Source organism: Xanthocytophaga flava (genome assembly GCF_030068545.1).
In the GTDB taxonomy this organism is placed as follows: Bacteria; Bacteroidota; Bacteroidia; order Cytophagales; family 172606-1; genus Xanthocytophaga; species Xanthocytophaga flava.
The window spans coordinates 241,666-263,541 of the sequence record NZ_JASJOR010000001.1; the positions used below are offsets into that span (position 1 = coordinate 241,666).

Genomic DNA, 21,876 nt, shown 5'->3' on the forward strand with positions numbered 1-21,876 from the left:
GTTAACAGTAGTTATGCTATTTTCTCCGCTTGTTTCTGATTAAAGCCTGTCTTGATAAGGTAATAGATAGGGATACCAACCAATACAATACCCAACCCTATCAAGGTGTATTGGTAGTTATAATACAATGCGCTGATACAAAAACCACCCGCTAGTAAGATATACAGAGCAGGCAATACAGGATATCCCCATGCTTTATATGGACGTAATGCATTAGGTTGTTTGGCACGTAGTATAAAAACTCCCAAAATAGTGAGAATATAAAAGAGTACGGTAGCAAACATAACATAATCCAGCAGGCTGTTATAACTTCCACTCAGTGTGAGTGCACAAGCCCATATTCCCTGAAAAACCAATGCATTGGCAGGTACACCATTGCGGTTGAGACGAGCAGCCTGTTTGAAGAAAAGCTTATCAATAGCCATAGCATAATACACACGTCCTCCAGCCAGAATCAATCCATTGATACAACCAAAGGTGGAAACCATGACCATAGCAGCAATAAAGAATACACCTTTCTCACCTACAATCTTTTCCATTAATACAGTAGCAACACGATCTGCAGGGGCATTTTGTATTTCAGTCAGCGAAAGACTACTCACATACGTAATATTGATAAAAATGTAAATCAGACTCACTGAAGCCGTGCCAATGGCCAAAGCCAGAGGAACATTACGTTGCGGATTTTTTACTTCCCCGGCAGTAAAGGTTATATTATTCCAGGCATCTGATGAAAACAAAGAACCTACCATAGCAGAAAAAAAGATTCCCACCAAAGCCAGCATAGGTAGACTTTGTCCATCCGCTCTGTTAAAATCCCATATGCTCTGTGTTACTTCGGACTTGGTAAAGGCAATGTATATACCCAACAAAATGATAGCTACCAGTGATCCTATCTTGGCAAACGTAAACAGATTCTGTATCAAGGCCCCTGTTTTAATACTTCTAAAATTTGAGAATGTCAGCAGAACTATACAAAAAATAGCCAATACCTGTTGTGTTGATATTTTCAAAAAAGCAGAGTCAACGATATAATTTTCTGCCGATATCATCGGCAAGAATACACCTGTAAACTTGGCAAAAGCTACTGCTACAGCCGCAATGGTTCCAGTCTGAATGACTGCAAAAAAAGTCCACCCATACATAAAAGCAACCAATGGATTAAAGGCTTCTTTCAGATACACATACTGCCCTCCAGCCTGAGGCATCATACCAGCCAGCTCGCCATAACTAAGTGCACCAGCAAATGTCATAAATCCGGTAACGATCCAGGCAAGTATCAGCAAACCAGGCGATTGTAAATCGCGAGTCATATCTGCTGCAACAATAAAGATTCCTGACCCGATCATAGAGCCCATAATGAGCATAACCGAATCAAGTAGAGTAAGTGATTTCTGTGGTTTTTCAGACATATGTTTGGTAAGATGAAGGATGTTTTTCTAACTAATTGAATGCAAGTTAATCGAAGGCTTTTTTGCCGGAAATGTGTTTTCTAAAGAAAAAGATGCCTGGATTCTTTTCCCAAATTGCAAAACTAGGGACTATATTCCAAATTATAGGCTTCAATAGTACCCATAAGGTAACACTTCCATAAATAACACTTCACCAGGGTTTGGGTAGCAAAGAAGGATTTAGTAAGTTTGAGAAAACAAACCTAACCAATAAAATATGAAGAAGTCTATCCATCCTCCCCTACAGGTCCGCGTCATCTTTTGTCGAATTAACCTGTTTCATTCATAGAAATACACTATTTTTAGGCACCAGCCTTTCATGTGTTAAACACCCTTTAATTTATCCTTATCTTTCCCTTATTAGTCACATTCTTCGTAAATGATTTATCTTAGAGGAGTCTTTGGACTAGCTTTTTTGATTGCCGTTGCGTATATGTTTTCATCCAATCGCAAGGCCATTGACTGGAAACTAGTCGGAACTGGTATTTTACTACAATTGATTTTTGGATTACTGGTCATAAAAGTAGATGTTGTGGCAGATGGATTTGACTGGATTAGCCGGGGATTCGTTCGCTTTCTGGACTTCTCTGCAGAAGGAGCCAAGTTCCTGTTTGGAGATCTGACTAAAGACTTTGCGGCCAATGATCCTAAAGCCACTCACCATTTAGGCTATTTATTCGCATTCAGGGCATTGCCCACTATCATTTTCTTCTCAGCTGTCACTTCTGGCTTATATTATCTGGGTATATTACAAAAGGTAGTATATGGAATTGCCTGGGTCATGTCGCGCACTATGCGTCTTTCCGGAGCTGAAAGTTTCTCTGCTGCCGGCAACATATTTCTGGGTCAAACAGAAGCTCCTTTGCTGGTACGTCCTTTTGTTCCTACTATGACACGTTCAGAACTACTCTGTCTGATGATAGGCGGAATGGCCAATATTGCAGGGAGTGTCATGGGAGCCTATGTTAACTTTCTGGGAGGAGATAGCCCCGAATCCAAAGCAGAATTTGCGGCCCATCTCCTGAGTGCTTCTATTATGAGTGCACCTGCTGGTATTTTAATCTCTAAAATATTGCTTCCAGAAACTGAAAGCATAGATCAAAAGCTTGTTGTACACAAAGAGCAATTGGGTGTTAATATTATTGATGCCATGTCTATTGGAGCCGCGGATGGACTAAAACTTGCACTCAATGTAGGTGGCATGCTAATAGCCTTCATTGCAGTTGTCTACATGGTCAATGCTGGCTTATCCAGTATAGGCGATATTACAGGTCTGAATGCTTGGGTGAAAGCTTCAACGGAAGGTACATTCAAAGAGTTTTCGCTGGAATATATTTTTGGTCAGGTCTTCCGGCTTTTTGCCTTTGTGATGGGTATAGAATGGAAGGATACCTTACTGGTAGGCAGTTTGCTTGGACAGAAAACGGTAATCAACGAATTTGTAGCCTATCTTAATCTGGCAGAAATGCAACGTACAGGAGTAATCTCACGCCGTTCTGTAACGATTTCTACCTATGCATTGTGTTCGTTTGCCAACTTCAGTTCTATCGCTATCCAGGTAGGTGGAATTGGCAATATGGCTCCTAATCAACAAGGAAATCTTTCCAAATTAGGAATGACTGCACTATTGGGTGGCACATTAACAACCATGATGACAGCAACCATTGCAGGCACTCTGATTGAAGAGTAAGAGTTACCAACCTATAATTCAATTACCCAGCAAGTCTGATATCATTTTCCATTCCAACATGGATCTTTATATTTGTGTAAAGAAATATCAGGACTTGCTATCAACTTACAACAAAGCAACAATTAACCACTTAATTAGTTAGTCTCATGGAAATATTCACGGGCATAGACATCGGCGGAAGTAGTGTTAAATTTGGATTGGTAGAAAGTGATGGAAAATTATTAGAGAAAAAGAAAGTACCAGTTAAAGAATTACGTGCTTCAGGTGTTCTGTCTGAAAATATATTAGCATCGATCCAAGAGTGGATCAAAGATCATCCTCAGGTCAAAGAAATAGGCATTGGCGTCCCCGGAATGATTTCCCGGGATCGGCGTAGCCTGGTAGAACTGGCCAATATGCCTGAATTAAATGGCCTTCCTATTGTTGAACTACTGGAAAAAGCGAATCCTGGTATTGCATTCTATCTGGAAAATGATGCCAACGCAGCCGCACTGGGTGAGTATTATTTTTCAGGCCAGCAACTTCCCGAAAACTTCCTGCTGGTTACTCTTGGCACAGGAGTAGGTAGCGGGCTGATCATAGATCATAAGATATTCAAAGGTGCGGATGGTAATGGACTGGAGCTTGGTCATATTGTAGCAGGGAATGGAAAAAGTATAGAGCAGAATATTGGTAAAGTTGGATTTTATGCCAAGGCAGCTGAACTGCTTAAAGAACATAAAGGCAAATCAGTGCTGCGCGATGTAGCCAAGATAGATGATGATATCTTGCTGGAAGCAGCCCGTGATGATGATCCTGTTGCCCTAAAAGCATTTGCCTATTATGGAAAATATGTAGGAGAAGCATTGGCTACTGCAGCGTATATTCTGGATGTCAAAACCTTCATTATTGGGGGGGGTGTAGCCAAAGGCTATCCATTCATGCAGGAGCATGTATTGAAGTCCATGCAAAAATTTCTAACTCCTTACTATCTTGATAAACTGGATATCAGGCTGGCTGTATTACGCAATAATGCAGGTATTTTAGGTGCTGCGGCCTTGTGTTTTAAGTAGAAGAAACTTATCAGCTATATAAAAACGCATTCTGACTACTATTCGGAATGCGTTTTTATTTTGTATTCCCTCCTTTGCCAATTTCCTTCCTCTACTTATCTTCGATCAGGATTTTACTGAATAAAACATTCTTGTCTTATCAATACCTTCGCAAACAAAGTTGTCTGGATTACAGGAGCTTCCTCTGGAATAGGAGAAGCATTAGCCTATGCACTGGCTCAGGAAGGGGCCAGACTGATATTATCTGCCCGTCGAAAAACTGAATTGGATCGTGTAGCTCAACAAACTCAGTTACCAGCAGCAGATATTCTTATACTGCCATTGGATGTAGAACAAAGTGACACCTTTGATAAAGCTACACAGACTGTTATTCAAACATTCGGAAGAATTGATGTACTGATACTCAATGCAGGTATCAGCCAACGTTCCTTTATAAAGGACACCCCTTTAGCAGTAGACAGGCGTATTATGGAAATTAACTATTTTGGTATAGTAGGACTTGCCAAAACCGTATTACCAACATTTGTCAAACAGCAAAGTGGTCAGTTCATTGTTACAAGTAGTGTAGTAGGGTATATAGGAACACCTATGCGCTCTTCCTATGCAGCCTCCAAACATGCTTTGCATGGCTTCTTTGATTCTCTACGAGCTGAACACTGGAAAGACAAGATCAAAGTTACTATTGTATGTCCTGGATATATTAAAACGGCAATCTCCCTACATGCGATTGATGAAAAAGGGGAGCAATACAACAAAATGGATACAAACCAGGAGAAAGGTATGCAGCCAGCTGTCTGTGCCAGGCATATCCTAAAGGCTGTCAAAAAGAATAAGGAAGAGGTCTATATAGGAGGCAAAGAAATCTTTGGGATCTATATGAAGCGATTTTTTCCACTGTTACTATCAAGAGTGATTCGCAATTACAATATCAAAACCGTTAACTCATAGAAAATTCAGTTGTAGTTCACTTGATCTGATTAGTCTATATTCCATATTTCTCTGGTCAGATCATAGATTTCCACAGGCTGTTCCTGATTCATTGCCAGATGGCATTTATACCCATCTGCTATCTGAATCTCCTGCAGAAGCCACTCCTCTCCTTCCAGATAAGTGCGATCGCTTTGAATCTGAAAGCTTTGTAGAGGAATATACATTCCTTTGCCATTGGCTTTCAATACTGCTTCTTTTTGTGTCCAATATGTATAAAATGCAGTTTGTGGATCTTCTGCATTTTCTATTTCCTGCCACTCAATCACACTCATCTGGCTTTTGAAATCCTCAGGCCTTACTGCAATCATTCGTTCCAGATCAATGCCTACTCTTCCTGACTGGGTATAGGCAATGACAACAAACCCTTCTGAATGAGCAATATTAAAATCTATATCTGAATCTGGTATAAAAGGTCTGCGAAAATCAGTATACCTGATTTGTGAAAGTATAGACTCAGACATCCCTCGTTTTCTTAATATTTTGTATAATAATACTTTACCTGCAAGTGACAAGCAAGCATCTTCCTTCTTTCGATAATTTTTTATCTGTATCTGCATAGCTTCAGACAAATAGGGTAACCAGTAAAAGAAGATATCCTCTGATATAGTGGGGAAAAGACACCTTGCATAAAAAACGGAAGTCATATATATTCTACATTAATTCATATCAAATGTATTTTTTCTTTACACAAATATGAAAACCGACAATTCGTTAAAACATTGATTATCAAAAGAAAACATTTTCCTTCTATAAGAAATATTATATAAACATATATATACTAAATATACTAGTATTCTATTACATCATTCTGTATATAAATTATTTATTATCCACCTGTTTACTTTTCTCTAAATTTCCCCATCTATACTTGCCTTTACTTAGCTCTACAAGCCATTTTTACTTCCAAAGTTCTGGAAAGTGGCTTATCCGATAAAGATATCTATTTTTATTCACACTCTCTGGTTACTATTCACACTATCAAGAGAATATAACCAAAATCCTATTTTTATATGCAAGACATACCAGCCGTTAAAAGCAATGATATCATTGCTCGTACTCATTCTGTGCACACACCAGATCAACCTACAGTTGCTAACGGAAAATCATCCCACCCGACTTGTATACTCATCGGCGAAGGAGCTTTACTTGCTCAATGCGCACGGCTACTTGTAGAAAATGAATTCTGTATTCTTCAGATTATTACGGAAGATAAGCAAGTCCATAATTTTGCCAAAGACCTCAATATTCCTGTTTTAGCTACAATCCACAATTTAGCTGAATATATGGAAAACAATTCGGTAGATTATCTATTCAGTATTATCAATCACCACATCATACCCGAACGCATATTATCTCAAGTAAAAAAACTGTCGATCAATTATCATGATGGTCCGCTCCCCAGCTATGCTGGTTTAAATGCAACCTATTGGGCATTGGTAAATGGTGAGAAAAGACATGGTATCACCTGGCATGTAATAGAACCTGGTATTGATACAGGTGATATATTGAAGCAGCACATCGTTGAAATTAATCCGGATGACACTTCCTTTACATTGAATATCAAATGTTTTGAAGGAGCATTTCAGGCTTTTTCAGAGTTGGTAAGTGATATTGTATACAATCAACTTACCTTTATTAAACAAGATCCACAACAAAGATCCTATTACGGGACCAGTCAGCGTCCGCTACATAGTGGTGTAATTTCGTGGCAACAAACAGCAGTTCAGATCGAAACCCTGTGTCAGGCATCTGATTTCGGATTTTATACCAACCCACTGGGATTACCCAAAATACTTATAGGGAATACAATGGTTCTTGTTCGCAGAGGCCATAGTGAAGAAACGAAATCAATCAATACACCTGGTACCATCATTGCCATTTCTGATGATAGCCTGACGTTTGCCACTACCACCAACAATATTACACTATCACAGTTTTCTACTATTGATGGTTTACCGCTCACTATTTCACAACTAAAAGAACAATATAATCTGAAGGAAAATAATTTACTTTCAGAAGCATCTCCAAAAAACATTCAACGAATTCAGGAGATTGACTCCCGAATTGCCCGTTATCAGAATTATTGGGTAAAAAAACTATCTGTTTTACAACCCACTATCTTACCATTTGTTTCAAGGCTTCCATTGAGCCCCCAATCGGATACACCTCCCCATATCACCGTTCCATTATCTGATTTCACAAAAGAATTTCTCTATACCTATAAGGAGAACTCTCAGAGTATTAATTTTCTTATATCGACTTATCTGGTATATCTGGCTCGTGTAACAGGAACGACACATCTTCAAATTGGTTTTGTGACTTCACACTTGCAGGAGAAACTACATGAACTACCTGATTTTTTTGCAACAAATGTTCCTTTACAAGTAGATATTGATCTACAGAAAGATTTCGAAGCAGTATATACTGTCATTGAAAAAGAATTAAAACAGGTACAAAAAGCAGAAACATACAATCGGGACATTACAGCCCGTTATCCAGTATTACGCAACAAAAACGAGGTCAAAGAGAATCCATTGTTTCCGATTGTTCTTGTAAAATCACAAAAACACCCTACACACTATACACAACTGGGAAGAGATCTAACCATATGGATTGTAGAAGAAGATAACTCCATTCATCTGCTTGGCAATCCGTTTAGATTAGACACTCCAACTATGGAGCAAATGGGCAATCAGCTTGCAACTTTCCTTCAGGAATTAATCAGAAATCTACACGAACCTGTCCATAAGCATGCTCTTTTATCTGTTCCCGAACGTCACCGAATTCTGGTTGAATGGAATAATACAGCCAAAGGGTATCAGACTGATATTTGTATGCATCAGCTTGTGGAAAAACAAGCTGCACTTACACCAAATGCAATTGCTGTTCTTTTTGAAGATACGCATCTGACCTATGCTCAGTTAAATGAGAAAGCAAATCAGCTAGCTCATTTACTTTTACTACATGGGGCAGCTCCAGAAGTCCTGGTAGGTATCTGCATGGAAAAATCATTGGAAATGGTTATTGGAGTATTAGGCATTCAGAAGGCTGGTGCTGCCTACGTGCCACTGGAACCTAGTGCTCCCAAAGACAGATTAGGAATTGTACTAAATGACTTACAGTTAACCTTACTCATCACACAGGAAGCACTAAAATCTAAGTTTGATTCGTATGAATTTACTACTATCGCGGTAGATGGAGAAGGAGCCAAATTAAAGCAACAACGTACCAGCAATCCTACTAGCTTTGTTACACCTGATAATCTGGCTTACATTATTTATACATCTGGATCTACAGGTATTCCCAAAGGGGTAATGGTGCGGCACCGGCCTGCTATTAACCTGATTGAATGGGTAAACAATACTTTTCAGATGGGAGCAACCGATAGAGTCCTGTTTGTTAACTCTCTTGGTTTTGACTTATCCGTATACGATATTTTTGGCATGCTGGCAGCAGGAGGTTCGGTTCGTATTGCGTCCAAGACCGAATTACAAAATCCACAACAACTATTGGAAATCCTTTATCAGGAGCCCATTACACTCTGGAACTCTGCTCCTGCTACGCTAAGCCAGTTGCTGCCATTCAGTAACATAGTGCAACAACCAGCAACAACCTCATTACGGTTAGCCTTTCTAAGTGGTGACTGGATACCACTGGCTATGCCTGGCTGGATCACACAACATTTTACCGATACACAGGTAGTAAGTCTGGGAGGAGCTACAGAAGCAACCGTATGGTCCAACTATTTCTTAATTCCCCGTCAGCTGGATGAACAATGGGTAAGTATTCCGTATGGCTATCCCATACAGAATGCCAAGTATCACATTCTCGATTCAAATTTACAACCTGTACCTTCAGGAGTAGCAGAAGAACTTTACATTGGGGGACAGTGTCTGGCAGATGGCTATTTTAAACGTCCCGAACTAAATCAGGAAAAATTTATTCAGGACCCATTCAGTAATGATCCTAATGCCCGGCTTTACAAAACAGGTGACTTAGCACGTTATATGCCAGATGGCAATATCGAGTTTCTGGGACGAAAAGATCATCAGGTTAAGATACGTGGCTATCGGATTGAGTTAGGTGAAATTGAAGCAGTTCTCACGGATCACCCCAACATACAGGAAATTTTGACAATTGCTCAACCAGATGCTTCTGGTAATAAACGCTTAATAGCATACATAGTTCTCAAATCGGCTCAGGGAACTACGTCCGCAGACCTCAGAGGATTCCTAAAGGATAAGTTGCCAGAATATATGGTACCTTCCCTGTTTGTATTTCTGGATGCGATGCCTCTAAACCCAAGTGGCAAAATAGATCGCAAAGCACTACCTGCCCCTTCGGAACAGGAAGATACACAGGGCGAATATGTTGCGCCTCGCTCTCCTGCCGAGTATTTGGTAGAAGAGTTATGGAAAAAGATTTTACAACGATCCCGTGTTAGCATTTATGACAATTTCTTCGAGATCGGTGGACATTCCTTACTTGGTGTCCAATTTATATCCCAATTAAGTCAAAAGACGGGGCGCACTGTTCCATTGTCCCTATTATTTTCCAATCCTACAATCGCTTCCTTTGCCCGCTTCCTGGAAGAAAAATCCAATGAATCGGTATGGAATCCCTTAGTTGCCATACAACCCACTGGTTCTAAAACTCCATTGTATTGTATTCACCCTGTAACCGGAGGTGTTGAATATGTGAATAAGCTTGCCGCACACCTGGATGCAGATCAGCCTGTATTTGGCATTCAGGCTATAGGAATGAATGGAACAGATGTGCCTTTAGAATGTGCGTATGAGATGGCAGACCATTACCTGAAGTTAATACTGGAGCAACAGCCAGAAGGACCTTATCAATTGGCAGGATATTCTATTGGTGGCCTGATAGCTTATGAAATAGCGGTTAGACTACGCAAAATGGGTAAAGAAGTACCAACATTGATTCTGTTTGATACATATCCCGCTCGCAAGCAACGAATATCAAAATACAAACACGTAGGGTTGAAGTATATATTCAAAAGCTGGAAAAACCAGTTGTTTTCACCTCATATTCCATTCAAACAGAAATGGAGTGTTGTAAAAGACGTGCGTCAGATGCATCTGGATTTTCTGAATATGGTGGCAGTCCATTTCAATCTGCCAGCCCGTACTCCCAAACAAGAACTTGATGAAAATATTGGAGACGAATACCTAATACGGGAAGAAGTACTCCGGGCTTCATGGCAAGCAGGAAGAAATTACCAACATGAAGAATATGATGGCAATGTAGTATTTATACGTGCCAAGAACAACGTGGCCAGGTATCTCTCCAATTCAGACTTTGGCTGGAAAAAACATGTTACTTCAAATCTTAGTATTTATGAGATTGACGGCAATCATTTTTCTCTGTTCAAAAATGAAAACACCCTTATACAGATAGGAACTATTGTCCAGTCTGAACTAGATAAGTCTGTTTTAACCCATGCACCTCAGGGAATGTTAGTCTGAAAAAATAAGATACTGGCTATACCATTTGGATTATAGCCAGTATTTATTCCCATTCTATTATAGTTTACCCAAACTCTTATTTATGCATACAAAAATTCTTGCTTCCCCAAACCAGCCTCCCTCTCCTGTACAGGCGGATATTTCTTCCATATCTTCTACACGTATTCCCTTAATAGACATCCTGAGAGGATATGCCCTATTTGGTATCTTTCTTGTCAGAATGGTTGAAGTATACTCAGGCTGGACTACAGGTAAGGCCTCTACCCTACCGACAGCACATACTGATATGCTACTGCATCAACTGGTTGCATTCTTTGCCATTGGAAAATTCAGAGCCTTATTCTCCCTGTTGTTTGGCTTAAGCTTCTACCTTCAGTTACAAAATTTTGAACAAAAAGGTCTCTCCTTTACGCAGAATTTCCTAAAACGTCTGGGTGTACTCTTTCTGTTTGGGTTAGCACATACGTATCTGCTCTGGTCAGGCGATATATTGCGTTGGTATGCCTTTGCCGGATTAATTCTGATTCCGCTCTATAAACTACCTACACGTGCTCTCTTCTTTGTGGGAGCCGTTCTGGTAGTAGTTCCTAATATTGCAGAAGATTTATATCATCAATTGTCTGTTCATACAACATCCGCCAAACCAGATGAGGCATTGGCTGTATATACCTTAACAAGCACACATTCCTATTGGGAAATGCTCAAAGCCAACTTTATCATTGTTAATGCAGAATGGATGAACTTTGTGGCTAATTTATGTCATGTATTAGTCATTACAGGTTACTTTTTGTTAGGAGTATGGGTAGGCCGATTACAGTTGTTTATCCCTGGTCAGTGGAAAAAACAATACCTGGAACATAAGAAGGAAATTTTTAAGCTAGCAATTGTTCTATTCAGTGCTACAATTATAGCAGGTATTATCACTGTAGGAGCATTAGTATATTCGGGTGTATCTATCAAGTCGCTTTTTGCTCAGGATGGACTTTTCAGAGTTATTCTATTCCATAGCAAAACGCCATTCATTGTACTGTCACATATTGTGGGTGTATATGTTCTTTTACAAATCCCTTTTCTGCAAAAACAACTGTCTGTGTTAGCCTATGCAGGACGTATGACACTGACAAACTATATTATGCAGTCTATGTTTGGAATACTCATCTTTTATGGAATTGGTTTAGGTTTGTGGGGAACAGTAGGTCCAACGTATTGCATTCCTCTGACACTAGGGTTGTTCCTGCTTCAGGTGTGGGGGAGTAAACTTTATCTGTCCTATTTTAAATCAGGGCCACTAGAATATATATGGAGGATTCTTCTACGATAAATCCATGCTTGTAATAGTATAGGTTGCAAGATTTTTTATAAATAATACTGTTGTATGCATAAGTAGATGCAATCTGAAAGTTTGAACCGAATTCAACATAAATAATTTATGTTGAATTCGGTTCAACTATTTTTTATGTGGTGAATTCCACTCAAACAAAAAACTTGCGGTTTGTTTCGCTCAAAATAAATTGTTGCGGTTTATTCAACGCATTGGCAAATTTGCGGTAAACTCTAAGTGAAAAATTATTTTGACACCAGTATGTCAACCGCTCCATAAATCGACATCGTGTGCATAATTATGCTCAGCAGAAAGTTTTGAACCAAACTACATTTAATACAAAAATTCTGCATAACTCTGCCCACGTATTCTTATTTCCCGGAAAGTATATCACACAGAGAAATAAAACATTTTACTACAAATACTTATACCTGAAATAGTACCCCACTACATGAATTGATATACATTTCGAGGAAGATCTGTTTCATTAACTAAAAAGCCTGACTATCTATGTCAGGCTTTTTACAATATAACTCAATGTTTAGCATTCAGCTCAAGCCTCCTGAAGCTCTTCCTGTTGTTTTTCTTCTGGGATAATCACCTGTTTCAAATCACTCATAACTTCAGAGTAGATAATAGCCGGGACATCACCAAAAGCGATAAGACGTTCGTCTTTCTCATTGCTTGGCTCGTCGTATGTATAATTACCTATCGCAACAGCACCCATTTTCACAAAATACAGTCGACTTAAATAGGCAGAATCTTCATAATATCCACCTACGTAAATGCCATCAGTTTCTATAAACACCTCAATAGCAGATTCAGGGAAGGCTTTATAATATCCAGATACATAGCCTCCATCTACAACAGAACCTCTTGCCCAACCCAGCTTCTCCATTTGACCTCCAAAAGCATAGCTGGAAATCTTCTTCTTGTCAAACTCATTTGAGATTTTCACATTCTGATCTTTGTCTTCTACCCGTACAATCGCCCGATCAAGTTGCGGGAAGATAGGTTCCATACCATAGTCAAACAATTTGGTTTTCCATGCTTGCAGATCATCCTCTGAAAGCGATAATGGATGCACCATCCCTAGCTGTACTCCGTCTTCAAGCATCACCTCTTCATCATCCAGATTGATCAGAGAGGTATCTTCCATTACCATAAATGGATACAATAGATTCCCTTGAGCATCATACGCGCCCCACAATAATCGAACTGCATAGACAAACATAATCGGATTTCCAGTGAAAAATCCCTGCCAGGTTTCCACATCCCACTTTCGCTGAATCACCAGGTATTGCTCCATCCGGCCAGATTGCGATTTGACAATGTCACGAACCTCCTTACTGATCTCCTTAAATTCGTCTTGTATCTCTTTAGCAGTTCCCTTAGGTAGTGATTTGAACTTACGATTGTCTTCATCAAAGAAAGCCAGTTTGAAATCCGTATCAATAAAGGCCCGATATTCCTGGTCTTTTGCCACAAAAGATTTAAACAAGCCTTCAAATCCAAAATCAGGAATGATACTATCTGCCAATTCATAAAAGCTAATATTCAACTCCTCTGCTGCAATCTTAAAGGCATCCATAGCAGCAGCACCTACATTCCGGTTTTTGCTCTTGTACTTACGTGACAGAAACTCTACAGCCCGAAGTGCTTTGTTGGAGCCAATCAATGCCAGAGCCTGCACAGTATACTCTCCCATCTTTCCTCTGTTTGCCTCAACCAGTTGATTTACCTGTGCTTTCAACTTATCTACCAGATCATCGTTTCCTAGTAATCCAGCTAACGCCAGTAAATATTTTTGCTTTGAGTCAGACCCTTTCTGGATAAATAATTCATATAGTTTTTTTGCAAAGTCACCACTTTTTTCACGATCTAGTTGTAATAGCAAAGGTTTAGCTTCTATGTCAGGACGAATATCTTTCGAACGCCCCATACGATATAACAGAAAACGTATCGTGTTTTCATCTAGCTGGTCACCTGATTTGTAATACAAGGCAGGCAGATCTTTTTCCAGCAACCAGTCTTCAACAGGTTTCTCAATCTTACCCCGTTTTTTGGTTGCAGCAACCATCTCTTTTATTGTTTCTTCTGAAGCACCTTCAAATAGCTTCTCGCCTAATGCCTGCAACATCACATCCCGAGCATCATCATTTTTTTCAGCATTCAGGGCATTACTCAATATAGATTTAGCCGTATCAGTTCCAATTAGAGACAAAATCAACGCTCCCGCCTGACGTACATCCCCTTTTTTATCAGCCAGCAATTGTTCTGCTTTCGCAATAGAAGAATCTCCCAATTTACTCAAAGTCACAGCTACAATCTCACGCAGTCGCTTGGATTTGTGTCTGGTCAAAGCCCATACTTTTTCCTCATGACGTTTATAGTCATATTTAGACAGTATTCCCAGAAGGGTTCGGAAATAATCACTGTCTACCTTTCCTGGATCAGCGTAAATACCTTCTATCAAAATATCTACAGCATCACCCTGCAGATGTTTTTCAAGCGTTGTTAGAAACTCACTTTTGACACTGGTATTATCTTTTAAGTATTCTACAGCAGCAGTCTTGGCATTTACTGGATCTTTTTCCAGCAGATAGTCTATGATATAGACACTATACGGAATGTACTTCCAGTATTCATTGGGATTAGCAGGAGGTATACGCTTACTACCTTCACTATAATACCAGTAACCTGTAGGTATAGGATCAGGATTGGCCTCCTTCTTCTGGGTAATCAGATAAGTAAAACCAGCCTCCAGACGTTTTGGCTCATATTCATCAGGTAAATGTTTAGCTAGAGCTTCAAATGCTTCATAGGTAGAAGCAGCCCCAATTCCCCCTGCATGTAATGCTTTTTTGATAGCAGGCTCATACTTTTGAGCATTGTGTTGTAGTAATAGCTCAATATTACTTACACTGATATATGTCTGTGAATAGTATCCATTATATACTTCCAGAAAATTCTCTATCCGATCCTCAACTGTTTGCTCACGATGTTTTAGAAGGAATCCCAACAAAGTATTCAGACTGCTATCATTATTTGATTTAACCCATCCCAGGATCTGACTCTCTTTCTCAGGTAAAAAGGACAATACATACTCTCCTACACCGGTAAGCTCACCTTCTCTGTCCATCAATACATATTTTAACTCACTAATTGTATCTTCTAAAATACACAGATCGTTCAATCCATTCTGCTTAAGCTCATTAACAATCAATGGAAAATAGTTTCTTTGTGGATATTCTCTGATCACCTCCTCTACCCAATCCATGAAACGACGTCCGAAATAGTAATCAGGGTTAGGCTTGCCTTTTTGCCAGTTTTGATCATGCTGCACAATAAGCTTGATAATATTTTTATCCATCTCTGTCCAGGCGTCAGGCAAATTGAGCAGGTTCACTGCACTTGAGAAATACCATGCATGGTGATTGTTTAGCTGTGGCATAGTAGAAGTGCCACCACTCACATAATCCAGAATCTCCTGAGCTAGTTGCGGAAGGTCACTGTACCATTTGGAATACTGTTCCATCTGTTCAAGAAACTGCTCGGGAGTAATTTTCTGATAAGACATAAAAATGAAGATTAGGTAAAATATAATTTGAATATAAGTGTTTGTGAATAAGGGAAATAACTAATTCTGAAAGCTAACTAATACCTTACTGGCAAAAATAAGTAGTAGTCCTGTTCATATTGGCAGTTCAAAAGTAGCTACAAATATCCAACAAACAAATATTTTAATAACTATTTTAAATAAAAATTATTATTAAAAATAAAAATATAATTAACAATTCAAGATGTAGTCTTTATACGTAAAATATAGTAGGTAGATACCTTAAAATATATCCCAAACAAAAAGCCGCTTGGTCGGCGGCTTTTTGTTTGGGATATATGTGTTCACCTATATTATAACTTCAGAAAGTTTTCCAGCATACTGGCGCCTACCTTACTACTAATCTCTGCATGAAACTGTGCAGCATAGAAGTTGTCTTTATGCAACATAGCAGAATATTCAAGGCCATAGTCTGTTTTAGCAACTGTATACTCACATAAAGGAGCATAGTAGCTATGGTTATAATATACATAGGAATGCTCCTTTAATCCAGTACAAAGTGGATTTTGAAACTGATAAATGTCATTCCAGCCAGTTTGTGGTACTTTAATGCCATTTACGGGAGGAAAACGTTTTACGTCGACATCAAAGATACCCAAACATTCTGTATCATTTTCTTCTGAGTACCGGCACATCAGTTGCATTCCCACACAGGTTCCCAATACAGGTTGAGTAAGTGAAGGAATAACTTTATCTAATCCCTTGGCTTTTAAATAAGTCATAGTAGAACTAGCCTCTCCTACTCCTGGAAAGATAACCTTGTCAACTTTTCGCAGTGTTTCTTCATTATCTGTATAGATAGGCTCAACCCCTAAGCGGCGCAAAGCATAAATGACAGACTGGACGTTTCCTGCGTTATATTTAATAATAGCTACTTCCATAAAATCAATAATTAGGCAAGCCATACACTGTTGCCTGATGAACAATACACAAAAATAGCATCATTCCTGCAGGCGAACAAATGATTTTCTGCCAGAGCGTATTATTGATGCATCAGATTTTCTTCAGCAATCGCTTCAATAAGCAATCGTTCAACCTCACTCACTGAGTTATACAGTTGCTCATACGACTCTATTACAAAATACTGATCCTGAAAACGTTCTTTAATATAAGGTGTTTGAAGGATTGTTTTCACATCATAAGGAATTCTCTGGGGAGTAGTATCATTCAGAGAATAATGAGTCTCCCCTTTAGATGATAAAATACCAGCCCCATAAATCCGTAGCTCACCATTTTCCCGAATCAGCCCAAATTCTACCGTATACCAATACAACCGGGAAATAAGTTCGATAGCATACGAATTATCTATAAACCGAAGAGCTATTCGACTCAGATCAGCCAGAAAATTGCACAAATGGGGATTGGTTAATAATGGAACATGCCCGAATACATCATGAAACATATCTGGCTCTTCCAAATAATCCAGTTGATCCATACGCCGTAGCCAGGTACTGGAAGGAAAACGTTGGTTTTCCAGTAACTCAAAAAACTCTTTATTGGGAATCAGACCTGTGACTACATGCAATTTCCAGCCTGTATAACTGGATAATACTGTATTTACCTGTTCAAATTCAGGTATCTGATTAGCTGTAAAGCCAATACGTTTGATACCTTCCAGGTATTCGTCTGTTGCCATACCGGGTAATTGAGCAATCTGTCGCTCAAATAATATACGCCAAACTCCAAAATCTTCGGAGGTATACTTTTCATATTCCTGTTTCATCGTTGATAGAATTTAATTGTTTGTCGATGCTGACCATTTTTCACAGATAGGTACGGTTCGCTCTTATCCAGGCACTCAATGCCATAGATTACTCATTCATTCTACTAATTTTTGATTCAGACGAGTACTTCCAGCTTCTGCGTTTATAACGTATAACAGCCCGGTACTATTAATACGTTTTCCGGAATAAAAATATTCACAGAAATAATAGAATTTTTTCACACATTTCCAGCTAGCATGAAAATAAAAAAGCCTGACCCCTTTTCCGGATCAGGCTTCTGTATATTTGTGTGAAAATCGTCAAGTTTTACACAAACAACCCTACTCTCCGAAAAAGGTCTTCCCGGTAGCCGTAGTAATAATAATATTGGTTGCTTGTACGAATCATAATGACAAAGGTAATAGAATCGTTTGGTATCTTCCAACAAATCTGAGCTTAAAATTTTTGCCTCAGGCAGTGATAGGTATACCTTTGATGCCCTGCACAAAATCTGTAATATCCGTTTTCAAATCATTGCTTTGTTCCAGCACTTTGATAAATGCACTTCCAATGATAGCCCCATTCGCATACTGACAGGCTTTTGTAAAGGAACTGTGATTGGAAATACCAAATCCGATCAGAGTAGGATTAGCTAACTTCATTTGTTGCACCCGTTTAAAATAAACTTCCTGTTCTTCTGCAATACCCGACTTGGCCCCGGTAATGCTGGCCGATGACACCATATAAATAAAGCCTTTGGATACTTCATCAATCTGACGGATACGACTTTCAGACGTCTGGGGCGTAATGAGAAATATATTCAGAAGATTATTTTTCTCAAATACACTTTTATAGGAATCCAGATATTCATACATAGGCAGATCTGGCAGGATAAGGCCGTCTACACCTATTTCCTTACACTTTTCACAAAATCTCTCCACCCCATATTGTACGACAGGATTCAGATATCCCATCAGTAAAATAGGCACTTGTGTATACTGACGAATACCTTCCAGTTGCTCAAACAATTTTTTCAATGACATGCCATTCTCCAGTGACTTATCATTACTAGCCTGAATCGTAGGGCCATCCGCTACAGGATCAGAGTAAGGCATTCCGATTTCAATGATATCAGCTCCTGCATCAGCAAGTGTCTGAAGAATCAAACGAGTATCTTCCAGTTGTGGAAAGCCTGCTGTAAAATAGACATTCAGGATGTCATTTTTCTTCTGCTCAAATAGCTGTATAATACGATTAGTCATGGTATGTAAAAGTAGAATGAACAAAATAATACTGGCACTGAACACAAACGACCAGACGACAGAAGCGGAAGTATCCTGAACGCTTTTCAAAATTACAGGATAAAAAGCAGTTTTCCATAAAAGCGAGTATTTTTGCGACAGTTAAGTTTTTCACCTTAAAGAGATATCATTTTGCCTGTACTGGAGTCTATCACTCGTTTGGTTCAGATCTGCGCCCGGAAAGCAGTTACAGAATTTATTATTTCGCCTGGTTCCCGATCAGCTCCATTAACTATATCATTGGCCCGCCATCCGGATATGCAGACACGTGTCGTTCCTGATGAACGATCAGCCGCCTTTCTGGCACTTGGTATGGCCTTGAAAAGCCGCCAGACTGTAGGACTGGTATGCACTTCGGGAACAGCCGTACTAAACTATGGGCCTGCTATCGCAGAGGCCTATTACCAACAGGTACCACTGCTCATACTTACAGCAGATCGTCCTTCGGAGTGGCTGGAGCAACAGGATGGACAAACGCTGAACCAGCGGGAAGTATTTGGCAAACATGTAAAAGCCAGCTACGAACTTCCTGCAGACTTTTCGCATCCGGATGCTACATGGTTTATCGAACGTACTGTCAATGAAGCTATCAATCTAAGTCAATCGTATCCACAAGGACCTGTACATATCAATGTGCCTATTCGGGAGCCATTTTATCCCAAAGCAGATGAGCAGATTACATTTCCGGAGCAGGTGAAGATAGTTCGATCCTGGAATACAACTCAAGTATTATCACCAGAACAATGGGTAGAAATACGAGAGATATGGGAAGATAGTCCACGCAAGCTGATAGTAGCAGGTCAATCTCTTTATCAACCTGAACTGATTCATGTACTGAAACAGATCCAGCAGGAGCTGCAAATACCTGTTGTAGGTGATATCCTATCTAATCTGCATGAAATCCCGGAAACCATTCGGCTGGCAGATGCGATCCTGATGCAGAAAGATGAACCATTGCGTAAGGAATTAGCCCCAGACCTGTTAATCACTTTTGGCAATTCTGTTATTTCTAAGAACCTGAAATTATTTCTGCGTCAGGCCAATCCTCGGGTACACTGGCATATCCAGCCTGCAGGAAAAGTAGCAGATCCGTTTCAAACTCTTACAGATACTATTGCTACACAGCCACTCCACTTCTTTAGGAAATTATTTGAAGATATTGATTATCAATCTTTCCTCAATGAAGATGAGGTAGAGAACAATGACGACTACTTTCAGTTATGGCAACAACAGGAACAACAAGCCAGGCTACGCCTGAAAAATACCTTTACAGATGCTCCATTCTCAGAGTTTGAAGCTGTATATGAGATCATGAGTGCATTGCCGGAAAGTAGTCTGCTGCATGTAGCTAACAGTATGCCCATCCGATATGCAAACTTTGTCGGAATTAATCACTGGCAGTCGATAGAGTTCTTTGCAAACAGAGGTACCAGTGGTATTGATGGTTGTACAGGAACGGCTCTTGGCTCTGCCTGGGTCACTCATCAGCTTGTTACTCTCATTATAGGTGACATGGCATTTTTATATGATCGTAATAGTTTGTGGCACAATCGTATTCCACCCAATCTGCGCATTATTGTATTGAACAATCACGGTGGAGGCATTTTCCGCCTCATTGATGGTCCATCTACACAGCCTGAACTTGAAGATTACTTTGAAACCCATCAGCATCAGACTGCTGAAAATACAGCCAAAGACTTTGGAATCCCTTATTTCCGTTGTCATACTATGAACGAGCTGAAAGAGATAGTATCAGATTTTTTTGCAATGGATGGAACAGCCAAGCTACTAGAGATTGAAACTGATAGGAAACTAAATGAGACAGTCTGGAAAAAATTTAAAAAGGGATAATTAAACTCCCTACATGGTTTACCTAAAAGGCATCAATCCTCTTCTTTATACTACTGGTACGAAAGTTTATATAACATAGCTTAACTACTCTAACTGTTGAAAAGCAGTTAGAGTAGTTAAGACAAGCTATCAAACATTCTATCCGGTTTATGAGAAAGAAAATTGTTTTTTGTATGTCAGTTATCGGACTGATTTTCGTAACATTCTCCTTTAACTTGCAGGCACAGAATAGACAAATTAAAGTATCAGGTGTCCGCTCTGAGAAAGGAAAGATCATTGTAAGTATCTTTAAGAATGCAGAATCGTATGAATCAGAGAAACCATTTAAGCGCCTTGTATTTGATAAAAAAGAACTGACCAATGGATCGATGATGGTCTCTGTGCCACTTGAATCTGGCGTTTATGGAATGGCGATGGTGGATGATGAAAACAACAATGGAGAGATTGATAAAAATTTTGTAGGAATACCTCAGGAAGGATTTGGCTTTTCGAACTTCTTTCTGACAAAAATGAAAAAGCCTGCTTTTGATGAATTCAAAGTAAACCTCTCTTCCACAAATACTGGAGTGGAAATGAAGGTCAAATATTTATAAACACTGGAAGAATTTTAGTAAGGAATTATGAACCTGTTCGTTGATAACTATACAAAGAACAGGTTCATCCCATATAATACTTCTATTGATTATTTCAGTTATTGATTATTCCTGTACAACTACTTTATAATGTTGTACAGTTCCTCCTTCCTGGGTAACTTTCAAGTAATACAAACCTGCAGCCAAGCCTTTTATATTTATCATTTTTGTTCCCTCTCCTGCTTCAGACAATGGCACAGAGAGTTTTTGTCCCTGAAACGTATACATCTCAACAGAATAGCTGGTCGTTATACCAGATCGTAGAGATATAGAAACACTTTCACGAGCCGGATTAGGATAGACTGTGAAAGTACGGCTTTCAGTTTCTGTATTTAGATTTGATTCATTACCTATACGGGCAGATTTAGTATCACAATCTTCTGTACATTCTGTAGCATCCACATTTAAACTTCCAATACCCTTCCATTCTGTTGCATTCTGTCTCAGACGAGCCTTTGTGGTAATTGTTCCCTGATAATAAAACTCTCCACTCAATCCGGAATCGGCATCCTGAGCATTAGCTCCAATGCCCAACTGAAATCCTGTACTCAGATCTTTTGGCGCATGAGATACCTGTAATGTCCCTTCAATGCTTCCTTTTCCTTTCAAATAACTTTCACGAGCTGATAGTGTCCAGTATGTCCAGTCAATATGTGTACGTTCTGCCACCTTTCGAGCCTCCGGTGTATTTGTTTTATAGGTTCGCTGTGAAGAAGACCACTCTGACCAGTCTTGTGGTTTGACTAATTTCAGGTATACATCAAACTGTACGGAACGATC

At 39.4% G+C, this 21,876-nt stretch carries 14 protein-coding genes; 7 read left to right on the forward strand and 7 right to left on the reverse strand.

The genetic code is table 11. The features are described 5' to 3' along the window. Positions 1-11: 11 nt before the first annotated feature. On the reverse strand, positions 12-1,412 hold the full coding sequence (locus QNI15_RS01050; protein ID WP_314030079.1) for an APC family permease: 1,401 nt from the start codon (positions 1,410-1,412) through the stop codon (positions 12-14). Between the two features lie 418 nt (positions 1,413-1,830). Here QNI15_RS01050 and QNI15_RS01055 point away from each other — a divergent pair, with 418 nt between their 5' ends. The 3 genes from QNI15_RS01055 (at position 1,831) to QNI15_RS01065 (ending at position 5,141) form a co-directional block, all read left to right on the forward strand. Further along, positions 1,831-3,141, forward strand: coding sequence for a NupC/NupG family nucleoside CNT transporter (locus QNI15_RS01055; RefSeq protein ID WP_313974918.1), 1,311 nt, complete (start codon positions 1,831-1,833; stop codon positions 3,139-3,141). A gap of 146 nt (positions 3,142-3,287) precedes the next feature. Beyond that, on the forward strand, positions 3,288-4,193 hold the full coding sequence (locus tag QNI15_RS01060; RefSeq protein ID WP_314030081.1) for an ROK family protein: 906 nt from the start codon (positions 3,288-3,290) through the stop codon (positions 4,191-4,193). Between the two features lie 138 nt (positions 4,194-4,331). Next, positions 4,332-5,141 carry an SDR family oxidoreductase gene (locus QNI15_RS01065; RefSeq protein ID WP_314030382.1) on the forward strand — a complete coding sequence of 270 codons (810 nt, stop codon included), beginning with the start codon at positions 4,332-4,334 and terminating at the stop codon, positions 5,139-5,141. A gap of 29 nt (positions 5,142-5,170) precedes the next feature. Here QNI15_RS01065 and QNI15_RS01070 read toward each other — a convergent pair whose 3' ends face one another. Then, positions 5,171-5,827, reverse strand: a complete 657-nt coding sequence (locus QNI15_RS01070) for a 4'-phosphopantetheinyl transferase family protein (RefSeq protein ID WP_390902150.1) — start codon at positions 5,825-5,827, stop codon at positions 5,171-5,173. A gap of 366 nt (positions 5,828-6,193) precedes the next feature. Between QNI15_RS01070 and QNI15_RS01075 the strand changes: the two genes are divergently transcribed. Continuing rightward, on the forward strand, positions 6,194-10,669 hold the full coding sequence (locus QNI15_RS01075; protein WP_314030084.1) for an amino acid adenylation domain-containing protein: 4,476 nt from the start codon (positions 6,194-6,196) through the stop codon (positions 10,667-10,669). Between the two features lie 82 nt (positions 10,670-10,751). Then, positions 10,752-11,990 carry a DUF418 domain-containing protein gene (locus tag QNI15_RS01080; protein ID WP_314030086.1) on the forward strand — a complete coding sequence of 413 codons (1,239 nt, stop codon included), beginning with the start codon at positions 10,752-10,754 and terminating at the stop codon, positions 11,988-11,990. A gap of 553 nt (positions 11,991-12,543) precedes the next feature. On the opposite strand, the gene QNI15_RS01085 is transcribed toward QNI15_RS01080, so the two are convergent. The 4 genes from QNI15_RS01085 to trpA form a co-directional block, all read right to left on the reverse strand. After that, positions 12,544-15,570: a DUF4132 domain-containing protein gene (locus QNI15_RS01085; protein ID WP_314030088.1), complete on the reverse strand. Its 3,027-nt coding sequence runs from the start codon at positions 15,568-15,570 to the stop codon at positions 12,544-12,546. 332 nt (positions 15,571-15,902) lie between these two features. Further along, a complete protein-coding gene (hisH, locus tag QNI15_RS01090) occupies positions 15,903-16,490 on the reverse strand; it encodes an imidazole glycerol phosphate synthase subunit HisH (protein WP_314003832.1) in 588 nt (195 codons plus the stop codon). A 101-nt stretch (positions 16,491-16,591) separates the two neighbouring features. Further along, complete coding sequence (locus QNI15_RS01095; protein ID WP_314030090.1) at positions 16,592-17,332, reverse strand: phenylalanine 4-monooxygenase; 741 nt, start codon at positions 17,330-17,332, stop codon at positions 16,592-16,594. A gap of 450 nt (positions 17,333-17,782) precedes the next feature. Continuing rightward, positions 17,783-18,574, reverse strand: a complete 792-nt coding sequence (gene trpA, locus QNI15_RS01100) for a tryptophan synthase subunit alpha (RefSeq protein WP_314030092.1) — start codon at positions 18,572-18,574, stop codon at positions 17,783-17,785. 171 nt (positions 18,575-18,745) lie between these two features. On the opposite strand from trpA, the gene menD reads away from it, so the two are divergent. Both menD and QNI15_RS01110 read left to right on the forward strand, forming a co-directional pair. Continuing rightward, on the forward strand, positions 18,746-20,464 hold the full coding sequence (menD, locus tag QNI15_RS01105; RefSeq protein ID WP_314030094.1) for a 2-succinyl-5-enolpyruvyl-6-hydroxy-3-cyclohexene-1-carboxylic-acid synthase: 1,719 nt from the start codon (positions 18,746-18,748) through the stop codon (positions 20,462-20,464). 173 nt (positions 20,465-20,637) lie between these two features. Continuing rightward, positions 20,638-21,057 (forward strand): DUF2141 domain-containing protein, encoded by a 420-nt coding sequence (locus QNI15_RS01110; protein ID WP_314030096.1) that lies wholly within the window; start codon positions 20,638-20,640, stop codon positions 21,055-21,057. Positions 21,058-21,162: 105 nt separating this feature from the next. Here the strand turns inward: QNI15_RS01110 and QNI15_RS01115 are convergent, their stop codons facing one another. Further along, positions 21,163-21,765 (reverse strand): T9SS type A sorting domain-containing protein, encoded by a 603-nt coding sequence (locus tag QNI15_RS01115; RefSeq protein ID WP_314030097.1) that lies wholly within the window; start codon positions 21,763-21,765, stop codon positions 21,163-21,165. Positions 21,766-21,876: the final 111 nt, after the last annotated feature.

What these genes read in the sequence shown, in the direction of transcription:
- QNI15_RS01085 (WP_314030088.1), bottom strand. Translation starts at nt 15,570, where the DNA reads ATGTCTTATCAGAAAATTACTCCCGAGCAGTTTCTTGAACAGATGGAA.
- trpA (WP_314030092.1), bottom strand. Translation starts at nt 18,574, where the DNA reads ATGACTAATCGTATTATACAGCTATTTGAGCAGAAGAAAAATGACATC.
- QNI15_RS01095 (WP_314030090.1), bottom strand. Translation starts at nt 17,332, where the DNA reads ATGAAACAGGAATATGAAAAGTATACCTCCGAAGATTTTGGAGTTTGG.
- QNI15_RS01070 (WP_390902150.1), bottom strand. Translation starts at nt 5,827, where the DNA reads ATGACTTCCGTTTTTTATGCAAGGTGTCTTTTCCCCACTATATCAGAG.
- QNI15_RS01080 (WP_314030086.1), top strand. Translation starts at nt 10,752, where the DNA reads ATGCATACAAAAATTCTTGCTTCCCCAAACCAGCCTCCCTCTCCTGTA.
- QNI15_RS01110 (WP_314030096.1), top strand. Translation starts at nt 20,638, where the DNA reads ATGTCAGTTATCGGACTGATTTTCGTAACATTCTCCTTTAACTTGCAG.
- hisH (WP_314003832.1), bottom strand. Translation starts at nt 16,490, where the DNA reads ATGGAAGTAGCTATTATTAAATATAACGCAGGAAACGTCCAGTCTGTC.
- QNI15_RS01055 (WP_313974918.1), top strand. Translation starts at nt 1,831, where the DNA reads ATGATTTATCTTAGAGGAGTCTTTGGACTAGCTTTTTTGATTGCCGTT.
- QNI15_RS01075 (WP_314030084.1), top strand. Translation starts at nt 6,194, where the DNA reads ATGCAAGACATACCAGCCGTTAAAAGCAATGATATCATTGCTCGTACT.
- QNI15_RS01050 (WP_314030079.1), bottom strand. Translation starts at nt 1,412, where the DNA reads ATGTCTGAAAAACCACAGAAATCACTTACTCTACTTGATTCGGTTATG.
- QNI15_RS01060 (WP_314030081.1), top strand. Translation starts at nt 3,288, where the DNA reads ATGGAAATATTCACGGGCATAGACATCGGCGGAAGTAGTGTTAAATTT.